We start from the raw sequence: 20,998 nt of genomic DNA on the forward strand, positions 1-20,998 counted from the left end.
CTATGAATTTTTATATCGCCGAAAGTTTCACTGCTAGTTTAAAAAGATTATCCAATGCTGAGCAGAAGCAAGCGAAAACTTCTGTTTTCGATCTTCAGACAGATCCTGCCCACCCAAGTCTTAAGTTCCACCGCATTGATAAATCCAAAGATCCTAATTTCTGGTCAATTCGTATCAATAGCGATCTAAGATGCGTCTTGCATAAAAAAGAAGATGCCATCCTCGTTTGCTATATCGACCACCACGATAAGGCATACGCTTGGGCAGAGAAAAGAAAAATCGAAGTCCATCCATCTACAGGGGCTGTTCAAATTGTAGTAGTTCCTGAGATAGAATTTCCTATTCATCCATCATCAACAGAAACAGTTCAGTCTATAACATCTAAGAGAAAACCCTTTCGCAAGTTTTCTGAAGAAAAAATATTAAACTGTGGAGTTCCAGAGGGCTGGGTAACTCGCATTCAAGAAGCAGACGAAGATTCTATTTTTGATATCTTGGAAGTTCTACCAGCAGAAGCCGGGGAAGCACTTCTGAATATTTTGTCTGGCAAAAAACCGACTCAATTGTCAGAACCATTAAAGGACTCCAAAGAGGGAGAAGGTAAGAATCCTTTCCAACACCCCGATTCAAAGAGAAGGTTTCATCTTATTACAGGACAATCAGATCTAGAAGAAGCACTACAAGCTTCCTGGGCAAAATGGACAATCTACCTCCATCCATTACAAAGAAATTTGGTGGAGAAAAATTACAATGGACCGGTTCGTATCTCTGGATCTGCAGGAACAGGTAAATCTATTGTTGCTCTGCATAGAGCCTATTATCTAGCAAAGTATTATCCAGAAGATAGAATACTCCTGACTAGTTTCTCTGAACTGCTCGTAGATAATCTACGACAAAATTTTCACCGACTTATTATTAGTTCTCCACAAATCGCAGAAAGAGTGGAAGTTTCTACTCTAGAAAAGTTAGCAATACGCCTTTATAAATCGCGTTTTAGTGAACCGAATATAATTGAACCTAATGAACTACGTAATTTAGCTCAATCCATTCTCATAAAACAAACATTCGCTATACCTAAGAGTATAATTCTAGGCGAATTCCTCCAAGTTATAGACGCATGGAATATTGAGGATTGGAATACATACAAAGAATTCAAACGAATTGGACGAAGGGCAAGACTAAGTGATAAACAAAGACAAGAAGTCTGGGACTATGCAATCCAAGTTCGGACCCAGATAAAATCCAAGAATCAACTTACCCATTCACAGATGTATTATAATCTCGCCTTACAGATGGAAGGAGAAGACCACTCCGTATTTAATACAGTAGTCTTAGATGAAGCTCAAGATATTACTCCTTCCATGATGAAATTTATATCATCTTTATCTAAAGACTCTAGTAAATTTTTCTTTACTGGTGATTTAGGACAGAGAATATTCCAGATCCCATTTTCTTGGAACTCATTTGGAATGGATATTAGAGGGCGATCCTTTACACTTAGAGTGAATTATCGGACTTCCCAGCAGATACGTTTAGCAGCTGATAAATTACTAGAGAAAGAGATTCGAGATTTTGATGGCAATGTGGAAAAAAGGACAGATACCATTTCACTTTTTCAAGGACCTGCGCCTGAAACGAAATTGTATCCGACACCGGAAGAAGAAACTTCAGCTAATGCAAAATGGCTACAAGAAATATTAGATTCTGGCATATCCTCCCAGGAAATACTAATCATTATACGATCTGAGAACGAATACCCCAGAGCACTATCACTCTCTCAGGCAATCAAGATTCCGTTTACCTCTATTGATTCAACTAAGAAAAATCCACATGAAATCGCAACCTGCACAATGAACGAAGCTAAAGGTTTGGAATTTAGAGTAGTTCTTATAATTGCATGCGATTCTCATGTTATTCCACAATCTTCTCGAATCAAAGAGGCTAGTGAAGAAGCAGAACTTGAGGAAATCTATGAGACAGAAAGACATTTATTGTATGTCGCTTCTACTCGTGCCCGCGATATTCTTCGTATAACAGGAACCAAACCCGGATCAGAATTTCTTAGTGATTTTAGGTAGGGGAATGGGAAAAAAGAAAAGTCTAGAAGAAATCCTTGAAAAAGATCCCATAAATAAAGATGATTTTATGAAATTCTATAACCAATCTCCCAAATTGGTTCTCTTTTACTTGGCAAAGATTATGGCGGAGGATTCTAATTTTTTTGAGGATAAACCAGAAAACCAGAAAATAATCAATTTTTTCAAGAGTAGTTTATTATCGAAAATATCCAATGATGTCATTAATTCGATCTATCTCGAAATTATTCTAGCCAACTATATTTTTCATTCAGAAAATTGGGATAAGGAATTTCTTGATCAAGCAGAATCGAAAAAAAAACAGAATTTTGAGCGTCTAAGGAAGTTTCGAGTTTTTGTAAGGGATAAAAATTATAAAGCAAGCTTATTTCCTGAAATTTTACTATATTCCAATGCACTGCATTTAATAGATTTATTTGGGAATTTATCATTTAATGAGATGTTTAAATTATGTTCTGTTTCAATGGATGCTTATAATGAAAATATGCTCTACCCGATTATGCATGAAGAGATTTTTGAAAGGTTGAGATACCTATTGAGCGAAAAATATTTTAATATTAAAAAATTAAATGTTAGTTATGAATCACTAGAAGATTTGAATTTTACATATTCTGATAAATATGAAACTTTGAATGAGCTTTATAAAATGTTTATTAATATTCAAGATGAAATTAATTTTCCCAGAAGCACTGGTTATTTAATTGAATCTTGGTTATTTAATGAATCGCCAGATGCCTATTTAAATCCGACTATGTATAATTCAACAACCTATCAATCGAAACTAAAGATGGTTGTAGTGTTCAAGAATTACTACAAGAAAAATCCCATTCCAAGGTTTATAGATGGAGAATTGGATCAATTTTGCTTTGTAAACAACTTATTCGATAGGTTTCTATTATCGGATGACGATACAATTAAAGAAGACCTCATAAGAGAGAATAGGACATTTTACATTTATCCCAAGGGATCTGCTTGAGGATCTACCCGAACACTTAAAGACTAAGTATGTAGCAAAATCTTTGGAATATAGTGAAGAGAATTCTTGTAAGATAATATATCCTATGAGTGACTTTTATTTTTTCATTCCCAGTGTTATGGAAAACCCTATAAGTTTAATCACATTTTATGATCATGAAATTGCTTCAATATTTAATGTTAATGATAAAACACAGAATCGATACGCAAAGAATATAGAAGCCCAAGTATTTAAGTTATTTCCAGATTCATTATTTGAAAAAAAAAATGATCTTAACCTGAATGTAAACGGAGAAAAAAATTTCAATTTCCCTCAAATGCAAGTGGATGTGCTGGTTAAAAAAGGGAATGAGATTCTAATTATAGAAGTTAAGAGTTCCGTTTACTTGAAGAGAACAGGAAATGCGTTAAGCTATTATTATAAGTCCTTGCAGAAAGCTGGCTTCCAATTGAATAATTTAGAGGAGTATCTTAAGACACCAAAAGGACGAAAAGATTTATTCGATCAGACAAAATGGAATGATACCGGATTTACTTTCAAATTCTTGATAGTGTCAAATAGTTTTTTATTTGATGAGTACCTGCTTTTTGATAAATATCCCAAAGCTTCCATTTTTGAATTGGAAACAATATTGAATAATGAAGCACATTTAATTGAGGATTCATTTTCTGAACTTTCAAAAGAAAATTTCGAAATAGTTATGAAGGCAAAAAATCCAAATCCATTCGACTTTGGGTTTTGGTATCACAAAGCAAAACAATTAGATCCATTTTTAGAAAATAAACTTCAACACAAATACCAACTCTATGAAGGAGATCTAACCATTACTAAACTATTTGATATTATATTAGTAAAAAAAAATATGGAAAGGACTAAAAAAAGGGATCCATTCAGTTAATAAGTAGGTCTAAAAATCTATCTGATGTAAATTTCTTCTATTCTCACGTTATGTGCTCACTTAAGAGCATGTGAGCGAATGGAGATAATTTATGAGATCAGATTTAACGGTGAACTTTCACCTAATTAAGAACTGTAATTTCAAATGTGGCTTTTGCTATGCCCATTTTGAGAATGCACGTTGGTTAAGCCGGGAGGATTCCATGGCCGTCGTGCAGGAGATCCACCGGGGTGGATTTGGAAAGATCAATTTCGCTGGGGGTGAACCGCTCCTCCATCGGGAATTTGCATCTTTGTTGCGGCAAGCTCGGGTATTGGGCTTAAGAACATCCATTATCACGAATGGTTCTAGGATAACTGAAGAATGGGTAGATGAAAATGCTCCCTATTTAGATATCATTGGAATCAGTTGCGATAGTGCTAATCCAGACAGTTTAAGGCAGATGGGAAGAGGAAACGGAAATAGTGCTAAACACACAAAGCAAGTTTTCTCCTGGATAGAGAATTATAACCAGAGTTCAGCTAAACCCATCTATAAAAAGCTGAATTCTGTCATCACTAGATATAACTGGGATGAGGATATGAGAGGCTTTGTTCGGTCATTGAATATTGATCGTTGGAAAATATTTCAGGTCCTACGTATTGAAGGGGAAAATGACAAAACCTTTCCTGATTTTGAAATCTCTGAGAACCAATTCTCAGATTTCTATAACAGACATTTTGAACTGAAATATGATGGAGTTCGAGTCGTGCCGGAGGATAATTCCGCAATGACCGATTCCTACCTAATGGTCAACCCCGATGGACGTTTTTACTGCAACACCAATGGGCATTACCAACAGAGCGATCCTATACACGCAGTTGGGATTGAGAAAGCTCTCCGACAAATCAACTTTTCGCAAGATAAGTTCATCCTGAGAGAGGGTATTTATACAATCTAATATGCGAATCTGCCTAGAAGCCACTAGGCAGATTCTATTGTTAACTTAACATTCAGATCATTTAAGCATCTAATCAAAAAAGTATATATTATGAATGAAAAAAATGGGTTAAATTAATAATTCCTATATTAGAAAATCGCACGAACATGAAAAATAATAACCTTACAGTGATTTCTGGAAAAAACTTTCTTATTCTAACGAATTAAATTGTATTCTGGAGAAATAAATACATTAAACTTGAATTAAGTGACATCAAGTAGCTGAAAGAGTTGGAACTAGAGAATTCAGAATTAAAGAAGATAGAAGCCAATATGGCACTTGAAATTCAGGCGATTAAGAATGTTGTAGGAAAATATTTTAGACAGACCGAATAAACTTAGAAACGAACTTTTAAAATTCAAAAAGGATTTTAAAGATTAGTGACTTCATTCAAGTTTAAAATATTTGACTCTTACAGAGTTTAGAGAGAAGTATGGTAATTAACTTATGAGGAATTTTCTAACCTTAGCTTTGGACCAATAAATGGAGGTAGAGATTTTTGATCCTGTCTTTTATGTATACGGGCTGGATTATGGTGAGGAGTATACAGTTCATGATAGCTTTCTGAAAAAGATATATGAGGAAAAAGGGAGGATTGGAAACTTTTTCAGGGTATTGAATTAATAGATTTGGAATTAACAAACATAAGCTCAATATATAATACCTTAAGGCCACAAATCAAGTCAAAATGAAAAATTCGATCCCGTTAATACTATTTATACCTAAAAAATACAATAAAGAGGGGCCCCAATGAACTACTATCGAATGCAATTACATCCTGATGATTCTAAGCAATCCAGTCGATATGCTTCAGAGAGTATATCTGCTGGATTTGTTGGACTAGGTTTTGTTACAGATCCGGGGGATCTAACTAAAATAAAACCACAGGATACTATTTTAAGCATTAATGAAAATACCTACTGGGCAATAACAGATATCGAGCCAGGAGATTTTATTCTCATAATGTCTCATCATTTTCCCTATGCTTTAGTAAAGGTAACTGAAGGTTATAATTATATAAAGAAACCCGTTCCTGAATTAGGCATTTGGTTTAATCACTTTGTGAGAGTAGAAAAGAAATTTACCAAATATTATTCGGATTTTATAACAAATCCTAAAGATTGGCAAAATATTACTACAACAATGACAATTCAAAAATTAATAAATATTGATACTATAAGCATGAAAGTAATTAAGGAAATGATGTGATGAATCATATAACTGTTAGAATGGCTTGGCATACGGATGGATGGAATGGACATGTTTGCAAAGATCCAAAAGCAAATACATATTGTTGTGGAAGATACTCTTATCCAGGTGATTTAATTTCTCAAGAAAGGGATATTGAATGGGAAAATAGGGCTGATGTAAAAGGAAAACATTGTTCCAAATTGGATAGAATCCCTCCTTGTGCTTATAGTATTAATGCATTCGGAACTGAGTCAGTTAAAGCTATCGCAAAACCTCCTGTTTGGTTTAAAGATGGTACCCGGGATATTTACATGGATTTACCTCCTTCGACAGTTTGCATATGGCCTTATAGAGGAATGTATAGTGACGATGTCGTTAGAGATGCAGGCAGTGCTCAAAAATTTGATTATGAGTCAAGACTAAATAATGCGAAACAATATTTTGATCAGATCGAAGAGAGTAAATCTCTGTTATTCTACTATTCAAATTATAGTAATCCTTTTAGCGATGAGGAATCAAATCGTTATGCACTAATAGGAATTGGAAGACTAAAAACTAAAGGCAAAATTCACTATTATGATAATGTTTCTGAGGAGAACAAAAAGAAATACGCAGGTGGTTTTGTCTGGCAGCTACCATTAACTTCTAATTATCCAGAAGAAGGTATGAGATTGCCTTTTCATATTTACAAAGATAACCCTGCGATAATGGAACGACTTGCTATATTTCCAGACGTAACTGGTGGATTTAAGTATGCGACTGGAATTCTATCAGATGATGATGCTCTTTCTATTGTTGAAAAATTTACTGAAGTAGTAAAATTCTTAATCGAAATAAAAGATATTTCCGAAAACTGGCAAGAAAGACTAAAATGGTTGTATTCACTAACGGCTGAACTTTGGAAGGCGAGAGGAGCTTTCCCTGGAACACTAAAGGTAATGGATTATTTGGGTTTTTCCGAAGGGATCGAATATTTTAAATCAATTTCTAGCGAGGAAGATCAGAGAGGAGCTTTATCAGCAATTGGATTATTCTTGGAAGGGAAATCTTCCTCTCTTGGAAAAATTACAATTGATGCTAAGAGAAAAACGAATATTCAAAGAGAGTGGATTTTAAAGGAACAGTCGGAAAAGACTTTACTTTTAGGAATTCTTATTCGATTCGACTTAAGCAAAACTCAGATTACTAATATTCTGAGCGAAGATCGACAAAAAAATGGGATCACTTCTTCACTTAGTGAAATTACCGAAAATCCATATTTACTCGCAGAACAATATATCGGAGATGATTACGACGATGTAATTAGTTTTTATAAAATAGATCATGGAATCCTTCCTTCTCCAGATTTAGGAATAGAAGCTATTTTCGAAGGGAATTCTCCTGAGCGATTTAGAGTTCTATGCGTAGATGCTTTAAAGAGAACTACAGAGCATTCCTTTTTATCCGATACTTTGCTTATAAATTCAGTCAATAAACGCATTGAATATCTGCCAGAATGGAAGACGACCATTTTTACAAAAAAATATTTCCAAGCAGATTTTGATTTTTTAAATTTAGCGTTAACCATTAGAGAATTTGAAACAGGTAAATTTATATATTTAAAGGAAACTTGGGAAGAAGAAAGATTAATTGAAAAAGTAATAAAAGATTTAAGTCTCCGACCAAGTATTTCCTTAAAGACTCCGATTTTAAAGGCGTATTTCGAACAGCTGCTTTATAATTCAGATAGTCCGATTGCAAAAAAGGATGATAAGGAATATAAAACTGCTATAACGCAGCAAGCAGATATTTGCATTCAATTATTTAATAAGCCTTTGTGTGTAGTTTCTGGAGCCGCAGGAACAGGTAAAACAACTATCATAGCTAGTATTCTGAAAGCTGTTGAAAAGGCGCACGGAGAAGGAACCGCATTTTTATTATTAGCTCCAACAGGTAAAGCTACACAACGAATTCGAGAGAAAACTACTAAAAATGCAAGTACGATTCATTCTTTTCTCGCATCAAAAGGTTGGTTAAATCCTAACTTTACTTTTAAGAAATCAGGTGGAATAGAAGTAAAAGAATATTCTACTATTATTATAGACGAGAGCTCTATGATAGATTTAGGTATGATGGCGTGTTTGTTTCGATCTATTGACTGGAATCATGTTCAAAGACTAATATTAGTTGGGGATCCAAATCAATTACCTCCTATCGGGAAGGGCAAAGTATTTTCAGACGTAATCGGATATTTACTGAATGAAAATCCTGATTCATTAGGAAACTTAGAGGTGAATTTACGGCAAATGGAAAATCTAGTTTCTGATAAAGGAACTGGAATACTAAACCTTGCGGAGATATACATTCAAGAAAAGCAAGAAAATGTATCATATATTAAAGATAAAAAAGAAATCATTTTAAAAAAGATTCAAGAAGGTGGCGAAATTGAAAAAGATTTATCCGTCTATTTTTGGAAAGATACGAATGAATTAGAAAATTTAATGCAAAGAGTCGTTCTCAATGATTTAGCTAGCGAGTCAAACAAACCTGAAAATACCGATCCAAATGAATTATGGCAAGCCTATTGTAGAAAGAAAAATATTGGTGGCTTTTTAGATGCTAGTCTTATGCAAGTCCTCTCACCTTATAGAAATGATAATTATGGAGTAGACTATTTAAATACTTTTTTGCAAAAATCATTGAACAGTCATAACTCTGGAAAATCGATTCTAGATGGGATATCATTAGGCGATAAAGTAATTCAAATTAGAAATAGGCCTAAGTCCGATAAAATTTCTGCTTATAATTTGCAAACAAAATCAAATAAAGAAGAAATATTTAATGGTGAAATTGGATTCACTTTTAAGCATAAATTTGATAAATATAATATTAATTTGAAAAAGTTTCAAGTCAGATTTGAAACAAGACCGAATATATTATACAACTACGGTTTTCATAAAAATGAGAATGGGTCTACTGTATTTAATGAACCAGTTGAACAAAATCTAGAATTAGCGTATGCAATTTCTATTCATAAAGCACAGGGAAGTGAATTTGAAAGAGTTTATTTAGTTTTACCTAAGCGGGAAAGTCAATTGCTATCGATGGAGCTTTTGTATACTGGAATTACAAGAGCCAGTTCTCATTTGACTATTTTTGCTCAGGATGATATATCAAGTTTTACAAGACTTTGTGAGATTGATAAATCAAATCTAAGGAGAATTAATTCTTCTATTTTTATTTTCAATCCATTGCCAGATGAGATAGTTTTTAATCAGAATAAGTGGTATGAGGATGGGAAGAAGATTTCCACTTTATCTAAATATTACGTGAGATCAAAATCAGAAATGAATATTGCGAATATTCTTTCTTTTAATGAAATACCCTTTGAGTATGAAGTTCCTTTATTCGCTGAAGATGGAACTATGTTCTTACCAGATTTTACGGTCTTCTGGAAAGGTAAAAAATATTTTTGGGAACATGTAGGTCGCCTTGATTTACCAGAATATGAAGAACACTGGAAAAAGAAAAAAGTTTGGTATGAATTAAACTTTCCAGATCAGCTTATTATTACTTATGAATCTGATAGCCAGACAAAAGATATACAATCGATTTTAGCATCCTATTTTAATTAGTGAATAGCCTATATTTATTTTTTTAATAGTTTAGAAATATTAAAAATACTTTTATTAACAGCTTAACTATTTTCAGTAATATATTTCTTAGCAAATTTATTGCAATGATTTTTACTTTCTTTCAAATCTTGTAATTTAAGTAATAATTCCTAGTCGATATTTTATTTTAATCTTCATTAAATTAACAAAAAATCTAATAATCTGCAATAATTTGTCCTACCCATAAATTATACTTACTAATCAACAACTTACGGAGAGTAAATTATGAATTTAGAAAAATTGCCTGAATGGGCCAAAAAACGAATCGAACCTTATTTAGAAGAAGGTGAGGAATTGAAGTCTTGTACGAAGGGAAGGGTGGAAATCAACCCACCTACTGGATTAGGCGCAATGTTTTTCTGGATTAAGTATATAATGGTCAATTACCTAGGTATTTTTATTACCTTGTTGGTCAGAGAAACTGCATGGATGGGAGTTACTAACAAGAGGCTCATTATAGTTACAAACGATGGAGCGAATTTTCCTTTTTGGGTCATTCCGTTTTCTAGAACTCAGAAAGACTACGTTCTAAACAAAGAGAAAATAGCTTCAATCAATTCTTTCGAGGATCGAATATTCTGGTTTATAAACTCAAAAGGTTTTATGCTAGAATCTACTGGAAGCTTATCTATTATCTTTAATGGAGTAAACAGAGAAAGCTTTGAGTCCTTCAAAAATATCTTCCGTTCCTGGATGAGCTAAAAAATATCCCTCACTTAAGTTAATTTAGGTGAGGGTGATCTATTCTTTAATTCCTTTCAATCATGATTTATTTTCAGATGAATTTAAGATAACCTATATCTTATTGATAATGAAATAGTAAATGCTATGGATGAATTCCGTAAAAATCTTAGATTCGTTTTAGTCATAGATTTTATCGGATAATCAAATGTCTTTCGAGAAGAGACATCTTGTAAGTATTCGATGACTTTAGATTCATCATAGATCTCGCAATCAATTGACATACCTGGTTTAGATTCAACTGCCAATTGAAAATTATGTTTTTTTTCTCCAGGAATTATCTCAATAGAAACTTCTTCTCCACTGAGATAACGTTTGATTGAAAAAGAGCTTGGCTCCGATGAATTCCATGCGTGTTCTTCCTTATCGCTAAAAAAATTAACTTCTTCTTTATCTGAAGAAAAAATTATAACCTTATCATTTTGAAGGCTAACCCGAAGCGCTAGATGGCTCTTTTTTGAATCTGCATTCGGAAGCATATTTAAAACTTTTTCTTCCATTCTTTTGGAAATAGGGGAACCTTTAGAGATATAATATTGCATCTCCATAATTTCCATATACCGCTGGAATACTTTTTTAGATGTATTAATATATTTTTCCACTTCAGGAACAATCCATATTTCTAAATTACCATTCACATACTTCTGTAGAATTTCATTTGTGACTTCTTCTTCTCTATTAAAAGTAATTCCCATAATGATTATTTTATTGCACCCTTTCGAATTTTTTCTAGTAATATAGCCAATTGTTCTTTAGCTCTTTTATTCCAGGATAAGATTGTATTAATAGGTTTATCTAAAATCTCTGCTATTTCTCTATTTTTATTACCTAGATAGAGAAGGTAGATTGATTTTCTATGATCAATATTATCTAATTGCATAACAGCTTCCATGAACATTTCATGCGTAATATCTTGGTAGATATACCCCTCATCAGTTTCTTCTTTTTGAAATAAATTAGTTTGATATTCTTCTAGAATTTCACTTGAATTGTAATTTCTCTGTTGGGATTCTGTCATAATTTCATTATAAAGAATAAATCTCAAATATTGAGATAAATTTACTTGGTCCCCATAAGTAAAATTTTTCAGTCTATGGAAATCATCTTCGATTAATTTGAAATAGAAATTGGAGACTATATTATCTCCATCTAAGTTGGAGGCTTTACTATTTACAAAACCTAAAAACATGTCATGGAAAATTTTCATAAATTCACTCCATGCTTTCGTGTCATTTTTCACCATACTTGAAATTAATTCTTGTATTTCGGCTTCATTCTTTATCGTATCTGTTTTTTTCTTTTTCAAATACTTTTTAACTCCTTAATTTCAAAAGAATGGAATTCGTTTTGTTTGTATCGAATTCGATTTTCCTGTAATCATTACCATTTGAACTACTAATTATATTCATGTTGATACGCTCCTAATTCTGTTTTACTAGTAATATTAATTCCATCTGGGTAAATATATGCGGATAAATACCCTCCATATCCACATCCCGTGTCTACGAAGATATGATTTCCTTCAATGGTTACCTCATCCATTGGCAAATGTCCCTGAATTATCAACTTCTCTGTAACATGGTCTAAATTTGCTCTATAACAAGAGGTTGTTAGATCTGTAAGCGTTTGATCTTCTAATTTCTTTAAATCATCAATTCCAGCATGCGATAGAAATACTTTTGGAGTCTCGACACTAGAAACTAGTGAAGAGAGAAACCATTGAACTATCTCTTCCTCCAATTGAAAATATTCTAATAATTTCATTTTCTTTTCAATCGATGAGTTAACTAGATTCCATAAGTTGATGAACTCTAAATCATGATTTCCAATTATAAAATCGCTTTCTTCTCTTAATTTATAAATTTCTTTCAATAAATATCCAAAATCTCTAGTACCTCCAAAATAATCCCCTAAGAAAACAATTCGATAGTCTAATAAATTACATTTATTGATTCGTAAGATCAATTTTTGCAAAAGGTCGTAACGATCATGCAAGTCTCCAATCGCGATGAACGGAATATTATTTTTATAAATTTTGTTTTTAATTTGATTCACGGATTCAGTATATCATCATACCGGTTTTGACAAGAAAAAAAATATTTTCTAAGAAAAAAGCTCCAAACTGCAATATTTTTGTCTAACTACGCATTATAATTATTGCACGAATGTTTTTCAAGGTAGGAGCAACTATTGATAGGAAACGAAAATGAAGTAACAAAATACGATTTCAAATCCCCTAAACGATTGTTGGACGAGGAGATTCCCATAATTCGTAAAGGTCTCACACACTATATCGATTTAGTGGAGCAATCTATATCTGACTATAACCATTTCCGACTGAATATAACAAAAGGCGACTTCGAATTCACTAAGTTTGAAAATATCCGCAGCAAACTAATCGATTTCTCTAGTGGATGGACAGGACGACTTGAATCAAATTACGCAAAGTATGGATGCTTTTGGGATCAAGAAACATTTTCCTCATTACTTTATATCAGACTTAAAGGCTCATTGGAGGGAATCGAAAATCGAATTCTATTACGCAAAAATCTGATTACAGACTTCGAGATAAGTATCATAGAAGATATTATTATCAAAGACTTTCATAAAACTCTTTTCTATTCATTCGCTGCTTATGGCAATAAAAAACCTCGTTTGCAAAATATAGAAACGTCGTTGATCGAAATGGAAGATAATTTTGAATCTAAAGAACTAGTTGTTTCTATTCCCATTCAATTTCATTGGAAGGATCTGGATTCTAATGAATTAATCACTAAAGCTTGTATGATATTTAATCAACAATTTCTACGAGAATACAATTGGAGGACAATTTAATGGCAGATATGAAGGATATTGATTTAGATATTACTGTCGTAATTGGTAGAGCTAGAATTCCTCTCTCTAAATTAGAAAAAGCAGAAAAGGATTCTATTCTAGAATTAGACAATGAGTTCATAGAACCAGCTATTGTATTGGTAAATGGTAAGCCAAAATTTACTGGAGAAATTGTAACTGTTGGAAATAAATTCGGAGTGAGGATCATTGATGAATGTTAAACTAAAATACTTTCATGATAATTACAATTCCAGGAACGATTCTGAAATAAATGAACTTAGATGCTACATGCTTTTCGAAAGGGCAGGTAATGATCTCAAGAATGAGTGTCTTAACTTGCTTCCAAGGCATGAAAAACTAAAGTTCCTAGAGATTTGGGCTATAGGACTTACTGTTAGTGAAAACGATTTTGATCAAATTAGTAAGGAGCTTGAAGAAATCTTTACACTCAAAACAGAAGTCGGCGGGAAAGTAAAAGCCGAAAAATTTATTCAGAGTAATCCGGATAGTGAGTATATTACTAGCTTAAGAAACTTACTAGATGTTACTCCTTCAAATGATCCAGGAAACATCTTTGCAACTACTCAGTACTACACAGCTAAAGATATTTACTCAATAATTAAGTCAGAGGACCCTTTAGTAATTTCTATAGCGCTAGACAATATGGAAAAATGTTCTACCTCTCTCACCAAATCTAAAGAAATTCGAGCTATGTTTGATGAGTTACCTATACCCCAGCCGGAAGTATATTACTCTACTGTAAGGGAAATAGAGAGGGTATTAGAAAGAAAGCTGAGTAGACTGGAGGAGGGATGAGTAACTCAAAAGAAAAAAGCAATGAGAGATTGCACTTAGGTGATAAAGACTCTCTTATATATCAAATCTTGAATGGTGTAGCTCCTATGATATATACATTTGCGTTAATACCTTCAGAAGACAAACAAGGTGATGACTTACCTGCGAGGATTGGTATAGACCTGAACCGAGGAAACTATTTATATGATCGCATTAAAGGAGTATGTTGTGATCTTGTAAACCCATTCATAATATTTAACATTAGTGAGAAACAGCTAAGAGCTATGGCTGAAAAATATAAATTAAAGGATTACTTGTTTGTTACTAGAGTTAATGAGAAGTTTGATGCAACTCAGAGTATTTTATCACAACTTACTTTAGATAATGCCAAGTGGGAAGGTGCAAGATTTACACTCACAGAGAGTGAGCTTCTTACCCTCAGTGAAGATGAGCGTCTTAAGGTTAAAAGTCTTAACAGGCAGACCTACGAATGCCTAATATCAAGTAATCTTACAGAGAGTAATAACTGGCATACAAGAGGGAGAGCAAGACTTTTTTACGATAAATTATTAAAACATATAATGATAGTTGACCCTTAAAATAAAATGGGGCATGGAAATGAATAATGATCGTCAAAATCTAGATGAAATGGCAATGTACCATTCTTTTACAATACTCTTAGAATTGATGTAAGCTTGTTTTGCGTGAGAAATATTTTTTTTAATGGAAGTCCACTTCTTTCGTGCTCTATGAAGCTCAAGAGTTTGTCTGAAATTAATTTATCACCAAGTGCGATGGCGAAATATTTTAATGCTGGATACGTAGCCATCTTAGCATGAAATTTCCCATTAATTTTTGTATAGTTTGTCATAAGTTCTTACTTGCAATTCCTAAATTTTTTGTTTGGTCTATTAGACATATAGTTCTCCTTGGACCAGAAAAATCGGAAAGCTTATGTGATGATTGGAGTATAGGCCAGAAAATTAATTATGGCTAAATAATCATAACTTATCTTTTGCAAAGAAATTCTAACAAAAAATTCCCTTACTGCAATAATTCAATGAGAAAAACCATTATATAGTATAATGAATGATACATTGGAGGTATCCAAATGATAAATAAATTAATTTTAATTACATCTATTGTACTACTAATTTCTTGTGATAACAAAAAAAGTGATGATCCACTATTTTTGCTAGGATTTCTCGGTGCTAGTGGAATAGGTACTGGTAGCTCAACTGATCCAGGATTTTCCCAATTAAAGGTAAATCTTGAAAATGCAAAGGCAGTAGGTGTAGCTAAAAATAGCATTACACGAAACACATCCAACACTACAAATGCAGTCGTTGTAAATAATGATAATTCTATTACTCCTGCTTTCTCTTCAGGAAATATTACTGTTAAGAATTTTTACACCTTAAAAAACAAGGGCGTTTTAATCGAACTATCAGATGATGTATATACACTACAAGTAGATGGCGAACTTAATGTCTCTCAGTATGCTTTAAGAGATTATCAACCTTGTCGCATTATTATCAGTAATGCAGAAGGCAGTGCAAAGTGTCTTGATCTAACAACTAGGTCTCTATTTAACAACGATTTAACAAGTGCAGTCAGCTTTGACTTGGACGGAAATGTCTATACTGTAAGTAACGATAGAGATGGAGCTAGGCGAATCAAAAAATACACAGTTGAAGGAAACAATAAAGAGATAGTTTATTCTACTGGCTCTGGAAATCTAATCAATCTATATATAGCTAGAGTCTCTGATGAAGGAGAAGTACTTATTAACCACTATTCTTTCGCTACAGAAATATTTCGCTTTGACTCAATTAAGAACGGTGTTACTACGCTAATCGATTCAAATAGCACTGGAACAAACTACACTTTTGTAGAAAAATTTCCTGATAACAAATTCTACTTCTCACATAATATTGGTGGGGCTAATGGAACGGGAATATTCTATTATGATCCAAACACTACATCCATCACTAATTGGAGTACTACAATTGATGAAAACAATACTGGTAATTGGGATGATTGGTCGGAGACTTACTCAGCTACGAACTTTTGTTCAGCAGGCAATGGATATCTTGTAAGAAATAATGGTCAAGTTTATTACAAAGCTCTACCACAAGCAATAGGGATAACGAGCTATAAGTTATATAAACTTTATCCTAGATTGCAGGTAGTTCATATTACAGGTATAGATGACGTAGTAGCTATTTACTCGATTGAAGACTCTGAGGAGATACTTGTAGCAGGTAAGCCAGTCGGATCATCTTTGATCACATTTAGATTGGTGAACACAAACAATCTATCAAGTAGAGCTACGGCAATTAGTGGACTATCAAATCTACCAGAAGGGTTAAGCGTTAATCAGAACACAAAGACTATCGAGATTATAGATTCCAAAACCATTAAGACTTTTGATTTTACAACTGGAACAGCTACTTATTCAGAAAGGGAAGTGGAAGTTGAATTAACTCAATTGAAGACTCTTTGAAATTCTGTGCGATAATTTATCGTTTTAAAATAAAGTAATTTATTCTATCCTTTCATTAATACTGCTTCATCATGAGATACTCCCCATTTTGGTTTTATCTCAAATAAACCACTTAGAACTTCAGATTCTTTATTTAAAAATTTCTGTGCCTCAAAATGTATTGGAAAAACATCTTCTATTCTCATACCTAATTGATTTGCTAATTCTTCTGGACCATGTGGATCGTTGGATTTATGGTTATAATATTTAGTCAATCGAAACCATTTTGATTCTTCTAAAAGTAACCACAATACTCGATTGTGTTTCGACCAATTTGGGGAATCTAATCTTAAAAATTCAATAAAACCGAAACCTTTTGTTCCATTTCTAAATGTAATTTCGGCTGTTACCATTCTATTTTTTAAATTTGTTAAAGATTTAACAGGTTTAATCCATAGTGAGCCATCCTTAGAAGGAATATATCCCCACAAGGGATATTTAATAAGAGTGTCTTTATCTATTGAATTAATACTTCTTGCTTCCATATAAATTATTTCATTTATTTAAAGCTCAAATAATTTCTCTACTATATCATATTCTCCAGGTGATATTATCCTAAAACCTAAATTTATATTTAGTTCCAATAAATCCTTATCTCCAGTTATTAAATAGTCAATTTTCCCTGAAAAACATGCTTCCAAAATATGAAAATCATCCCGATCTCTTAATTCAAAATAATTATTAAGGGGTTTATTTTTTATAATTTCAGAAATTTCTTTAATCTCTTCAATTACAGCGTGAATATAATCGGATTTTAAAGAAAACTTTTTACCACTTAGTGTTCCTTCTATCTCTTCTAATATTTCCTTTGTTATTAAACCTATATATTTCTTTTCAATTAGATCCTGGAGTATCTTTCTTGGCTTACCTTTAAAAACTATGGCAGAAATATATATATTCGTATCGAGAAGTATTCTGAGCATTATGATGCTTTTTTTACTTTTGCGATATTTTTTAATTTCAGAAATTACATCCTTTTCTGACAAATTCTTATCTGCAATCATGGTTTCTGAGTAGTTAAAAATTGATTCCCACTTCTCTTTTTTTTCAATATATTTCCTAGCCGCTTCTCTGATCAATTCTGATCTTGATCGATGTTCTCTTTTAGCTATTTCATCTATTGCTTTTAGTAAAGATTTTTCAAATGAGATATTGACAGTTTGATTCATAAGATCATCATATACAATCTTTGTATATATGTCAATTCATTTTTTTTAAGTTGTTGTTTCGAAAGAAATAGTGTCAAGAAACTGATTTTGCAATGACACATAACGAGTAGCGTTACTGCCGTTCGGGAAAGCTGAGCCCAGCACCATTTAGTGAGCTATGCGAACGTTTGAAATGGTGCTGGGCGTTAGCGTTGGCACAAGATTACTTGAGCGAAGAGAGCAGGGCAATCGTCGTGACACCCGAATGGGTCCGAAGCTCCGCTTCTTTAAAATCAAAGGAGCGAAGACGTTTCTAGTATCGTAGAGTTATGCGAAGATAATTTATTTTCTACTTTTTAAATTTATTAGTATAATCAAAATGGAATTCTTTTATTATAGCGACGAGTGAATTTTTTATGGCTATTTGTTCATCGCGTGTATACTTACGATCATCACTAGTTTCCAAATTAAACCACCATGATTTTCTTATCATAATATACTCCTCATAAATCATCAATGCGATTTAATTTAGAATCATAAATATAAAAATTTACACGTAATGGATGGCGGCTTATGGAAGGATATATATTGAGAGTTATGAAAGATAGAAATGAATTACCTAAATTTAAAACCCAATAGCCATTATCGTTTGGAAAAGGTTCTCCCAATACACCAAAGATGTAATATTCAACATCCTTTGTTTTCATTAAACAATTAATTTTATTTCCGTCACCTTCTCTATTAGAAAGTACTTCCTCTAATTCTTTTATACCAGATATTCTAACATTTTTAAGATATTGTTGTATCACTGCTCCACAGTGTTCATTAGTAATTAAATTATTTATTGTTTCTGATTTATAATTCTCAATTGGCTTACCACTAATAAAAAATTCTTTTAGAGAATTGTCATAGTCTAAAAAAAGCAGTAATTACATTTCCATTTTTTTCATATTTATATGGAAAAAATCCAACAAGTGCAATATTCGAATTAATAGATTTCGAAGATAACTTCGCCTTATCAATTTGAACAATTTCGTAAGATTTACACGAAATTACTACAAATAATGCATAAATAAATAAGTTTTTCATTGTTTATCCTTTTTATAATAAAATAATTTCGCTTAACGAATGAGCTTGCCGACGTAGATCCTACGTGAGCCTCCAAAGGAGGTGTTACCGTTGGCACGTATTCTTGCTCCTGCAAGAATCGTGATAAGGATCTATATGTCGCAGACCAAGCCGGTATTCCGGCGCTGCGACAAGCGAAAGGTATTCACAGGCTCTTTTTTTATAACTATATCTTATCCCACTCAGGCAATTTCGTTTTTTTATTTCCAGCTCGATTCCAAATTTCAAAAAAGTCCTTTTCAATCTTTTCTGATTTTTTTCCTTCAATTCTACTTCTAAAAAAATTATCTGTATCAATCTCTGAAATCCCTTTTGTAAATGCATATAAAGCAAATTGGTTAATCGAAACTCCTTGTAGTGAAGCTGTTTTCTCAATGCGATATTTTAAATCTTCTGGGACTCTAATTGTTAAAACATTTTTTTTACTCATAACTTCCTCTCCAAAACTTCACAAAATCAGTTGGCTTAAAAATTTTAAAAGAATCAAATCGTAAATCAGCATTGTGTCTAAAGTCTTTGATATTTGATGTTATTAAAAATTTGCTACGGCTTGCGAATGCGAGATCAACAAACATATTGTCCGATTCATCTTTTAAATTTGGCCTCATTAAATAATTAATTTCAACTGGAGTAGCAAGCAGTGAAACAAAATCTAATATTGTTGTTACACTTTTCTTATCAATGTCAAGCTGTTTTAGGCTTTTCTCCCGTGTAAGAACATCTTGGTATTCCATAAAAACAGGGATAGAAATCATCATCTCAAGTTTTTTCTCAATTATCTTTTGTAAAATGTAACCTGATGCTCCATTCTTATTCCGAATCGCTTGAAAAAACACATTCGTATCTAATACAATCCTCACAATTTAAGGTAGTGCATATGCTATCAGAGTCAAGTATTTTTTTAACAGATTAATTCGTAGATTTACTGAAAGGAAATTACTGAGGAAATTAGCTCTATTGGATGAAAAAGATTTTAATATAATTAAACGCATCGAGCTTGCGAATAACGAGGAGCGTTACTGCCGTTCGGGATAGCCGAGTCCAGCACCATTTAATGAGCTTTGCGAATGTATAAAATGGTGCTGGACGTTGGCGTTGGCACGAGATTGCTGTGAACGTAGAGAGCAGGGCAATCGTAGTGACACCCGAATGGGTCTGAAGCTCCTCTACCTTAAAGACAAAGGAGCGAAGACGTCTCCAGTAACGCGGAGTTAGATGCAGTTGCTTTTCTACATCTTAGACCCAATTTTCTAATTTTAGATTAGGCACTCTTTCAAATTCTTTTGTGTTGTTCGACACCAATATTAAATTCCTGGCACGTGCCTGTGAAGCAATCAGTAAGTCCATTGTTCCAATTATTTTGCCCGATTTCCTTAGAAACGACTTTATATTTCCAAATTCCGAAGCATCGATGTCATCAAAATTAAGAATGTTAAATATTGAAAGAAATGATATTAATGATACTTTGTTCCGTTCAGGATAATCACTGTTTGAAACTCCAAACTCAAGCTCAGCCACAGAAATAGATGAAATATAAATGTCCGACTTTCTTTTTAGATTTAATTTCTTTAGAACCTGAGGTGGTTTTTGCTTTATAATGTAAATGCAAATGTTGGTATCTAATAGATACATCAAAAAGTTTCTCTTTCCTTGTCATGGCCTTGGTCTCTTCCTTCGGATAGAAAGTCATCAGTAAATGAATTTAAGCCTTCTAAAAAAACTTCCCAGGATTTTTCATGTGGAATTAAGATTACAGCATTTCCAACCTTTTTGATTAAAACATCCTCGCCAATAAATTGAAACTCTTTCGGAAGTCTTACAGCTTGACTTCTTCCATTTTGAAATAATTTTGCTGTTTGCATATTTATACCTTTACTGCAGGTATATATCGCGATATATATTCGTCAACTATCTTTCACTAAAAGGGATATGTAAAGAATCAGAAATTGCTTCTGGAAAAACGCTATGTTCTTAGATCGAAGATAAGAAAAGGATGTAATCGATAATCAATAA

General features: G+C 32.8%; 24 protein-coding genes and 1 pseudogene. 12 read left to right on the forward strand and 13 right to left on the reverse strand.

From position 1 onward, the window contains the following. The first annotated feature begins 2 nt into the window (after positions 1–2). The 7 genes from O4O04_RS08070 to O4O04_RS08100 all read left to right on the forward strand — a co-directional run bounded on the left by O4O04_RS08070 (position 3) and on the right by O4O04_RS08100 (position 10,495). Positions 3–2,078, forward strand: coding sequence for a UvrD-helicase domain-containing protein (locus tag O4O04_RS08070; protein WP_272535314.1), 2,076 nt, complete (start codon positions 3–5; stop codon positions 2,076–2,078). A gap of 4 nt (positions 2,079–2,082) precedes the next feature. Further along, complete coding sequence (locus O4O04_RS08075) at positions 2,083–3,072, forward strand: hypothetical protein (protein WP_272535315.1); 990 nt, start codon at positions 2,083–2,085, stop codon at positions 3,070–3,072. 85 nt (positions 3,073–3,157) lie between these two features. Further along, positions 3,158–3,970, forward strand: a complete 813-nt coding sequence (locus O4O04_RS08080; RefSeq protein ID WP_272535316.1) for a hypothetical protein — start codon at positions 3,158–3,160, stop codon at positions 3,968–3,970. A gap of 91 nt (positions 3,971–4,061) precedes the next feature. Then, positions 4,062–4,910 carry a viperin family antiviral radical SAM protein gene (locus tag O4O04_RS08085; RefSeq protein WP_272535317.1) on the forward strand — a complete coding sequence of 283 codons (849 nt, stop codon included), beginning with the start codon at positions 4,062–4,064 and terminating at the stop codon, positions 4,908–4,910. Between the two features lie 789 nt (positions 4,911–5,699). Beyond that, a complete protein-coding gene (locus tag O4O04_RS08090) occupies positions 5,700–6,158 on the forward strand; it encodes a hypothetical protein (protein WP_272535319.1) in 459 nt (152 codons plus the stop codon). Next, positions 6,158–9,754 carry an ATP-dependent DNA helicase gene (locus tag O4O04_RS08095; protein ID WP_272535320.1) on the forward strand — a complete coding sequence of 1,199 codons (3,597 nt, stop codon included), beginning with the start codon at positions 6,158–6,160 and terminating at the stop codon, positions 9,752–9,754. The genes O4O04_RS08090 and O4O04_RS08095 overlap by 1 nt, the downstream gene beginning before the upstream one ends. A gap of 264 nt (positions 9,755–10,018) precedes the next feature. Continuing rightward, the gene (locus tag O4O04_RS08100; RefSeq protein WP_272535321.1) at positions 10,019–10,495 is read left to right on the forward strand and encodes a hypothetical protein; all 477 of its coding nucleotides are present in this window, start codon (positions 10,019–10,021) and stop codon (positions 10,493–10,495) included. Between the two features lie 83 nt (positions 10,496–10,578). On the opposite strand, the gene O4O04_RS08105 is transcribed toward O4O04_RS08100, so the two are convergent. The 3 genes from O4O04_RS08105 to O4O04_RS08115 all read right to left on the reverse strand — a co-directional run bounded on the left by O4O04_RS08105 (position 10,579) and on the right by O4O04_RS08115 (position 12,589). After that, positions 10,579–11,229 (reverse strand): hypothetical protein, encoded by a 651-nt coding sequence (locus O4O04_RS08105; protein ID WP_272535322.1) that lies wholly within the window; start codon positions 11,227–11,229, stop codon positions 10,579–10,581. A gap of 5 nt (positions 11,230–11,234) precedes the next feature. Further along, the gene (locus O4O04_RS08110; RefSeq protein ID WP_272535323.1) at positions 11,235–11,840 is read right to left on the reverse strand and encodes an RNA polymerase sigma factor; all 606 of its coding nucleotides are present in this window, start codon (positions 11,838–11,840) and stop codon (positions 11,235–11,237) included. Positions 11,841–11,929: 89 nt separating this feature from the next. Next, complete coding sequence (locus O4O04_RS08115) at positions 11,930–12,589, reverse strand: metallophosphoesterase (protein WP_272535325.1); 660 nt, start codon at positions 12,587–12,589, stop codon at positions 11,930–11,932. 135 nt (positions 12,590–12,724) lie between these two features. Here O4O04_RS08115 and O4O04_RS08120 point away from each other — a divergent pair, with 135 nt between their 5' ends. Genes O4O04_RS08120 through O4O04_RS08135 form a run of 4 tightly spaced genes read left to right on the forward strand, consistent with a single transcriptional unit; the run spans position 12,725 to position 14,763 of the window. Next, a complete protein-coding gene (locus O4O04_RS08120) occupies positions 12,725–13,369 on the forward strand; it encodes a hypothetical protein (protein WP_272535326.1) in 645 nt (214 codons plus the stop codon). Next, positions 13,369–13,590 (forward strand): FliM/FliN family flagellar motor C-terminal domain-containing protein, encoded by a 222-nt coding sequence (locus tag O4O04_RS08125; protein ID WP_272535328.1) that lies wholly within the window; start codon positions 13,369–13,371, stop codon positions 13,588–13,590. Before O4O04_RS08120 ends, O4O04_RS08125 begins: the two co-directional genes overlap by 1 nt. After that, on the forward strand, positions 13,580–14,185 hold the full coding sequence (locus O4O04_RS08130; RefSeq protein WP_272535329.1) for a hypothetical protein: 606 nt from the start codon (positions 13,580–13,582) through the stop codon (positions 14,183–14,185). The genes O4O04_RS08125 and O4O04_RS08130 overlap by 11 nt, the downstream gene beginning before the upstream one ends. Continuing rightward, complete coding sequence (locus tag O4O04_RS08135) at positions 14,182–14,763, forward strand: hypothetical protein (protein WP_272535331.1); 582 nt, start codon at positions 14,182–14,184, stop codon at positions 14,761–14,763. Before O4O04_RS08130 ends, O4O04_RS08135 begins: the two co-directional genes overlap by 4 nt. 68 nt (positions 14,764–14,831) lie before the next feature. Here O4O04_RS08135 and O4O04_RS08140 read toward each other — a convergent pair whose 3' ends face one another. After that, the gene (locus tag O4O04_RS08140) at positions 14,832–15,035 is read right to left on the reverse strand and encodes a hypothetical protein (protein WP_272535332.1); all 204 of its coding nucleotides are present in this window, start codon (positions 15,033–15,035) and stop codon (positions 14,832–14,834) included. A 240-nt stretch (positions 15,036–15,275) separates the two neighbouring features. On the opposite strand from O4O04_RS08140, the gene O4O04_RS08145 reads away from it, so the two are divergent. Continuing rightward, on the forward strand, positions 15,276–16,670 hold the full coding sequence (locus O4O04_RS08145; RefSeq protein ID WP_272535334.1) for a hypothetical protein: 1,395 nt from the start codon (positions 15,276–15,278) through the stop codon (positions 16,668–16,670). Between the two features lie 44 nt (positions 16,671–16,714). Here O4O04_RS08145 and O4O04_RS08150 read toward each other — a convergent pair whose 3' ends face one another. The 9 genes and pseudogenes from O4O04_RS08150 to vapB form a co-directional block, all read right to left on the reverse strand. Next, a complete protein-coding gene (locus O4O04_RS08150; protein WP_272535335.1) occupies positions 16,715–17,194 on the reverse strand; it encodes a hypothetical protein in 480 nt (159 codons plus the stop codon). Between the two features lie 18 nt (positions 17,195–17,212). Further along, positions 17,213–17,632: a putative toxin-antitoxin system toxin component, PIN family gene (locus O4O04_RS08155; RefSeq protein ID WP_272536052.1), complete on the reverse strand. Its 420-nt coding sequence runs from the start codon at positions 17,630–17,632 to the stop codon at positions 17,213–17,215. A gap of 6 nt (positions 17,633–17,638) precedes the next feature. Further along, positions 17,639–17,878 (reverse strand): annotated as a pseudogene (locus O4O04_RS08160) (CopG family ribbon-helix-helix protein); the annotation flags it as partial. A 482-nt stretch (positions 17,879–18,360) separates the two neighbouring features. Next, on the reverse strand, positions 18,361–18,783 hold the full coding sequence (locus tag O4O04_RS08165) for an Lp29 family lipoprotein (RefSeq protein WP_442915953.1): 423 nt from the start codon (positions 18,781–18,783) through the stop codon (positions 18,361–18,363). Next, positions 18,764–18,946 carry a hypothetical protein gene (locus O4O04_RS08170; protein WP_272535338.1) on the reverse strand — a complete coding sequence of 61 codons (183 nt, stop codon included), beginning with the start codon at positions 18,944–18,946 and terminating at the stop codon, positions 18,764–18,766. The genes O4O04_RS08165 and O4O04_RS08170 overlap by 20 nt, the downstream gene beginning before the upstream one ends. A gap of 205 nt (positions 18,947–19,151) precedes the next feature. Then, positions 19,152–19,415: a toxin-antitoxin system HicB family antitoxin gene (locus tag O4O04_RS08175; RefSeq protein WP_272535339.1), complete on the reverse strand. Its 264-nt coding sequence runs from the start codon at positions 19,413–19,415 to the stop codon at positions 19,152–19,154. After that, the gene (locus tag O4O04_RS08180; protein WP_272535341.1) at positions 19,408–19,845 is read right to left on the reverse strand and encodes a putative toxin-antitoxin system toxin component, PIN family; all 438 of its coding nucleotides are present in this window, start codon (positions 19,843–19,845) and stop codon (positions 19,408–19,410) included. The genes O4O04_RS08175 and O4O04_RS08180 overlap by 8 nt, the downstream gene beginning before the upstream one ends. 376 nt (positions 19,846–20,221) lie before the next feature. Next, on the reverse strand, positions 20,222–20,617 hold the full coding sequence (gene vapC, locus O4O04_RS08185) for a type II toxin-antitoxin system tRNA(fMet)-specific endonuclease VapC (protein ID WP_272535342.1): 396 nt from the start codon (positions 20,615–20,617) through the stop codon (positions 20,222–20,224). Further along, positions 20,617–20,847, reverse strand: coding sequence for a type II toxin-antitoxin system antitoxin VapB (gene vapB / locus O4O04_RS08190; RefSeq protein WP_272535343.1), 231 nt, complete (start codon positions 20,845–20,847; stop codon positions 20,617–20,619). Before vapB ends, vapC begins: the two co-directional genes overlap by 1 nt. Positions 20,848–20,998 lie beyond the last annotated feature (151 nt).

Origin of the sequence: Leptospira sp. GIMC2001 (assembly GCF_028462125.1) — a bacterium.
GTDB lineage: Bacteria > Spirochaetota > Leptospiria > Leptospirales > Leptospiraceae.

What these genes read in the sequence shown, in the direction of transcription:
- O4O04_RS08075 (WP_272535315.1), top strand. Translation starts at nt 2,083, where the DNA reads ATGGGAAAAAAGAAAAGTCTAGAAGAAATCCTTGAAAAAGATCCCATA.
- O4O04_RS08130 (WP_272535329.1), top strand. Translation starts at nt 13,580, where the DNA reads ATGAATGTTAAACTAAAATACTTTCATGATAATTACAATTCCAGGAAC.
- O4O04_RS08100 (WP_272535321.1), top strand. Translation starts at nt 10,019, where the DNA reads ATGAATTTAGAAAAATTGCCTGAATGGGCCAAAAAACGAATCGAACCT.
- O4O04_RS08085 (WP_272535317.1), top strand. Translation starts at nt 4,062, where the DNA reads ATGAGATCAGATTTAACGGTGAACTTTCACCTAATTAAGAACTGTAAT.
- vapB (WP_272535343.1), bottom strand. Translation starts at nt 20,847, where the DNA reads ATGCAAACAGCAAAATTATTTCAAAATGGAAGAAGTCAAGCTGTAAGA.
- O4O04_RS08095 (WP_272535320.1), top strand. Translation starts at nt 6,158, where the DNA reads ATGAATCATATAACTGTTAGAATGGCTTGGCATACGGATGGATGGAAT.
- O4O04_RS08145 (WP_272535334.1), top strand. Translation starts at nt 15,276, where the DNA reads ATGATAAATAAATTAATTTTAATTACATCTATTGTACTACTAATTTCT.
- O4O04_RS08135 (WP_272535331.1), top strand. Translation starts at nt 14,182, where the DNA reads ATGAGTAACTCAAAAGAAAAAAGCAATGAGAGATTGCACTTAGGTGAT.
- O4O04_RS08090 (WP_272535319.1), top strand. Translation starts at nt 5,700, where the DNA reads ATGAACTACTATCGAATGCAATTACATCCTGATGATTCTAAGCAATCC.
- O4O04_RS08140 (WP_272535332.1), bottom strand. Translation starts at nt 15,035, where the DNA reads ATGACAAACTATACAAAAATTAATGGGAAATTTCATGCTAAGATGGCT.
- O4O04_RS08170 (WP_272535338.1), bottom strand. Translation starts at nt 18,946, where the DNA reads ATGAAAAACTTATTTATTTATGCATTATTTGTAGTAATTTCGTGTAAA.
- vapC (WP_272535342.1), bottom strand. Translation starts at nt 20,617, where the DNA reads ATGTATCTATTAGATACCAACATTTGCATTTACATTATAAAGCAAAAA.
- O4O04_RS08175 (WP_272535339.1), bottom strand. Translation starts at nt 19,415, where the DNA reads ATGAGTAAAAAAAATGTTTTAACAATTAGAGTCCCAGAAGATTTAAAA.
- O4O04_RS08070 (WP_272535314.1), top strand. Translation starts at nt 3, where the DNA reads ATGAATTTTTATATCGCCGAAAGTTTCACTGCTAGTTTAAAAAGATTA.
- O4O04_RS08080 (WP_272535316.1), top strand. Translation starts at nt 3,158, where the DNA reads ATGAGTGACTTTTATTTTTTCATTCCCAGTGTTATGGAAAACCCTATA.
- O4O04_RS08125 (WP_272535328.1), top strand. Translation starts at nt 13,369, where the DNA reads ATGGCAGATATGAAGGATATTGATTTAGATATTACTGTCGTAATTGGT.
- O4O04_RS08105 (WP_272535322.1), bottom strand. Translation starts at nt 11,229, where the DNA reads ATGGGAATTACTTTTAATAGAGAAGAAGAAGTCACAAATGAAATTCTA.
- O4O04_RS08150 (WP_272535335.1), bottom strand. Translation starts at nt 17,194, where the DNA reads ATGGAAGCAAGAAGTATTAATTCAATAGATAAAGACACTCTTATTAAA.
- O4O04_RS08155 (WP_272536052.1), bottom strand. Translation starts at nt 17,632, where the DNA reads ATGCTCAGAATACTTCTCGATACGAATATATATATTTCTGCCATAGTT.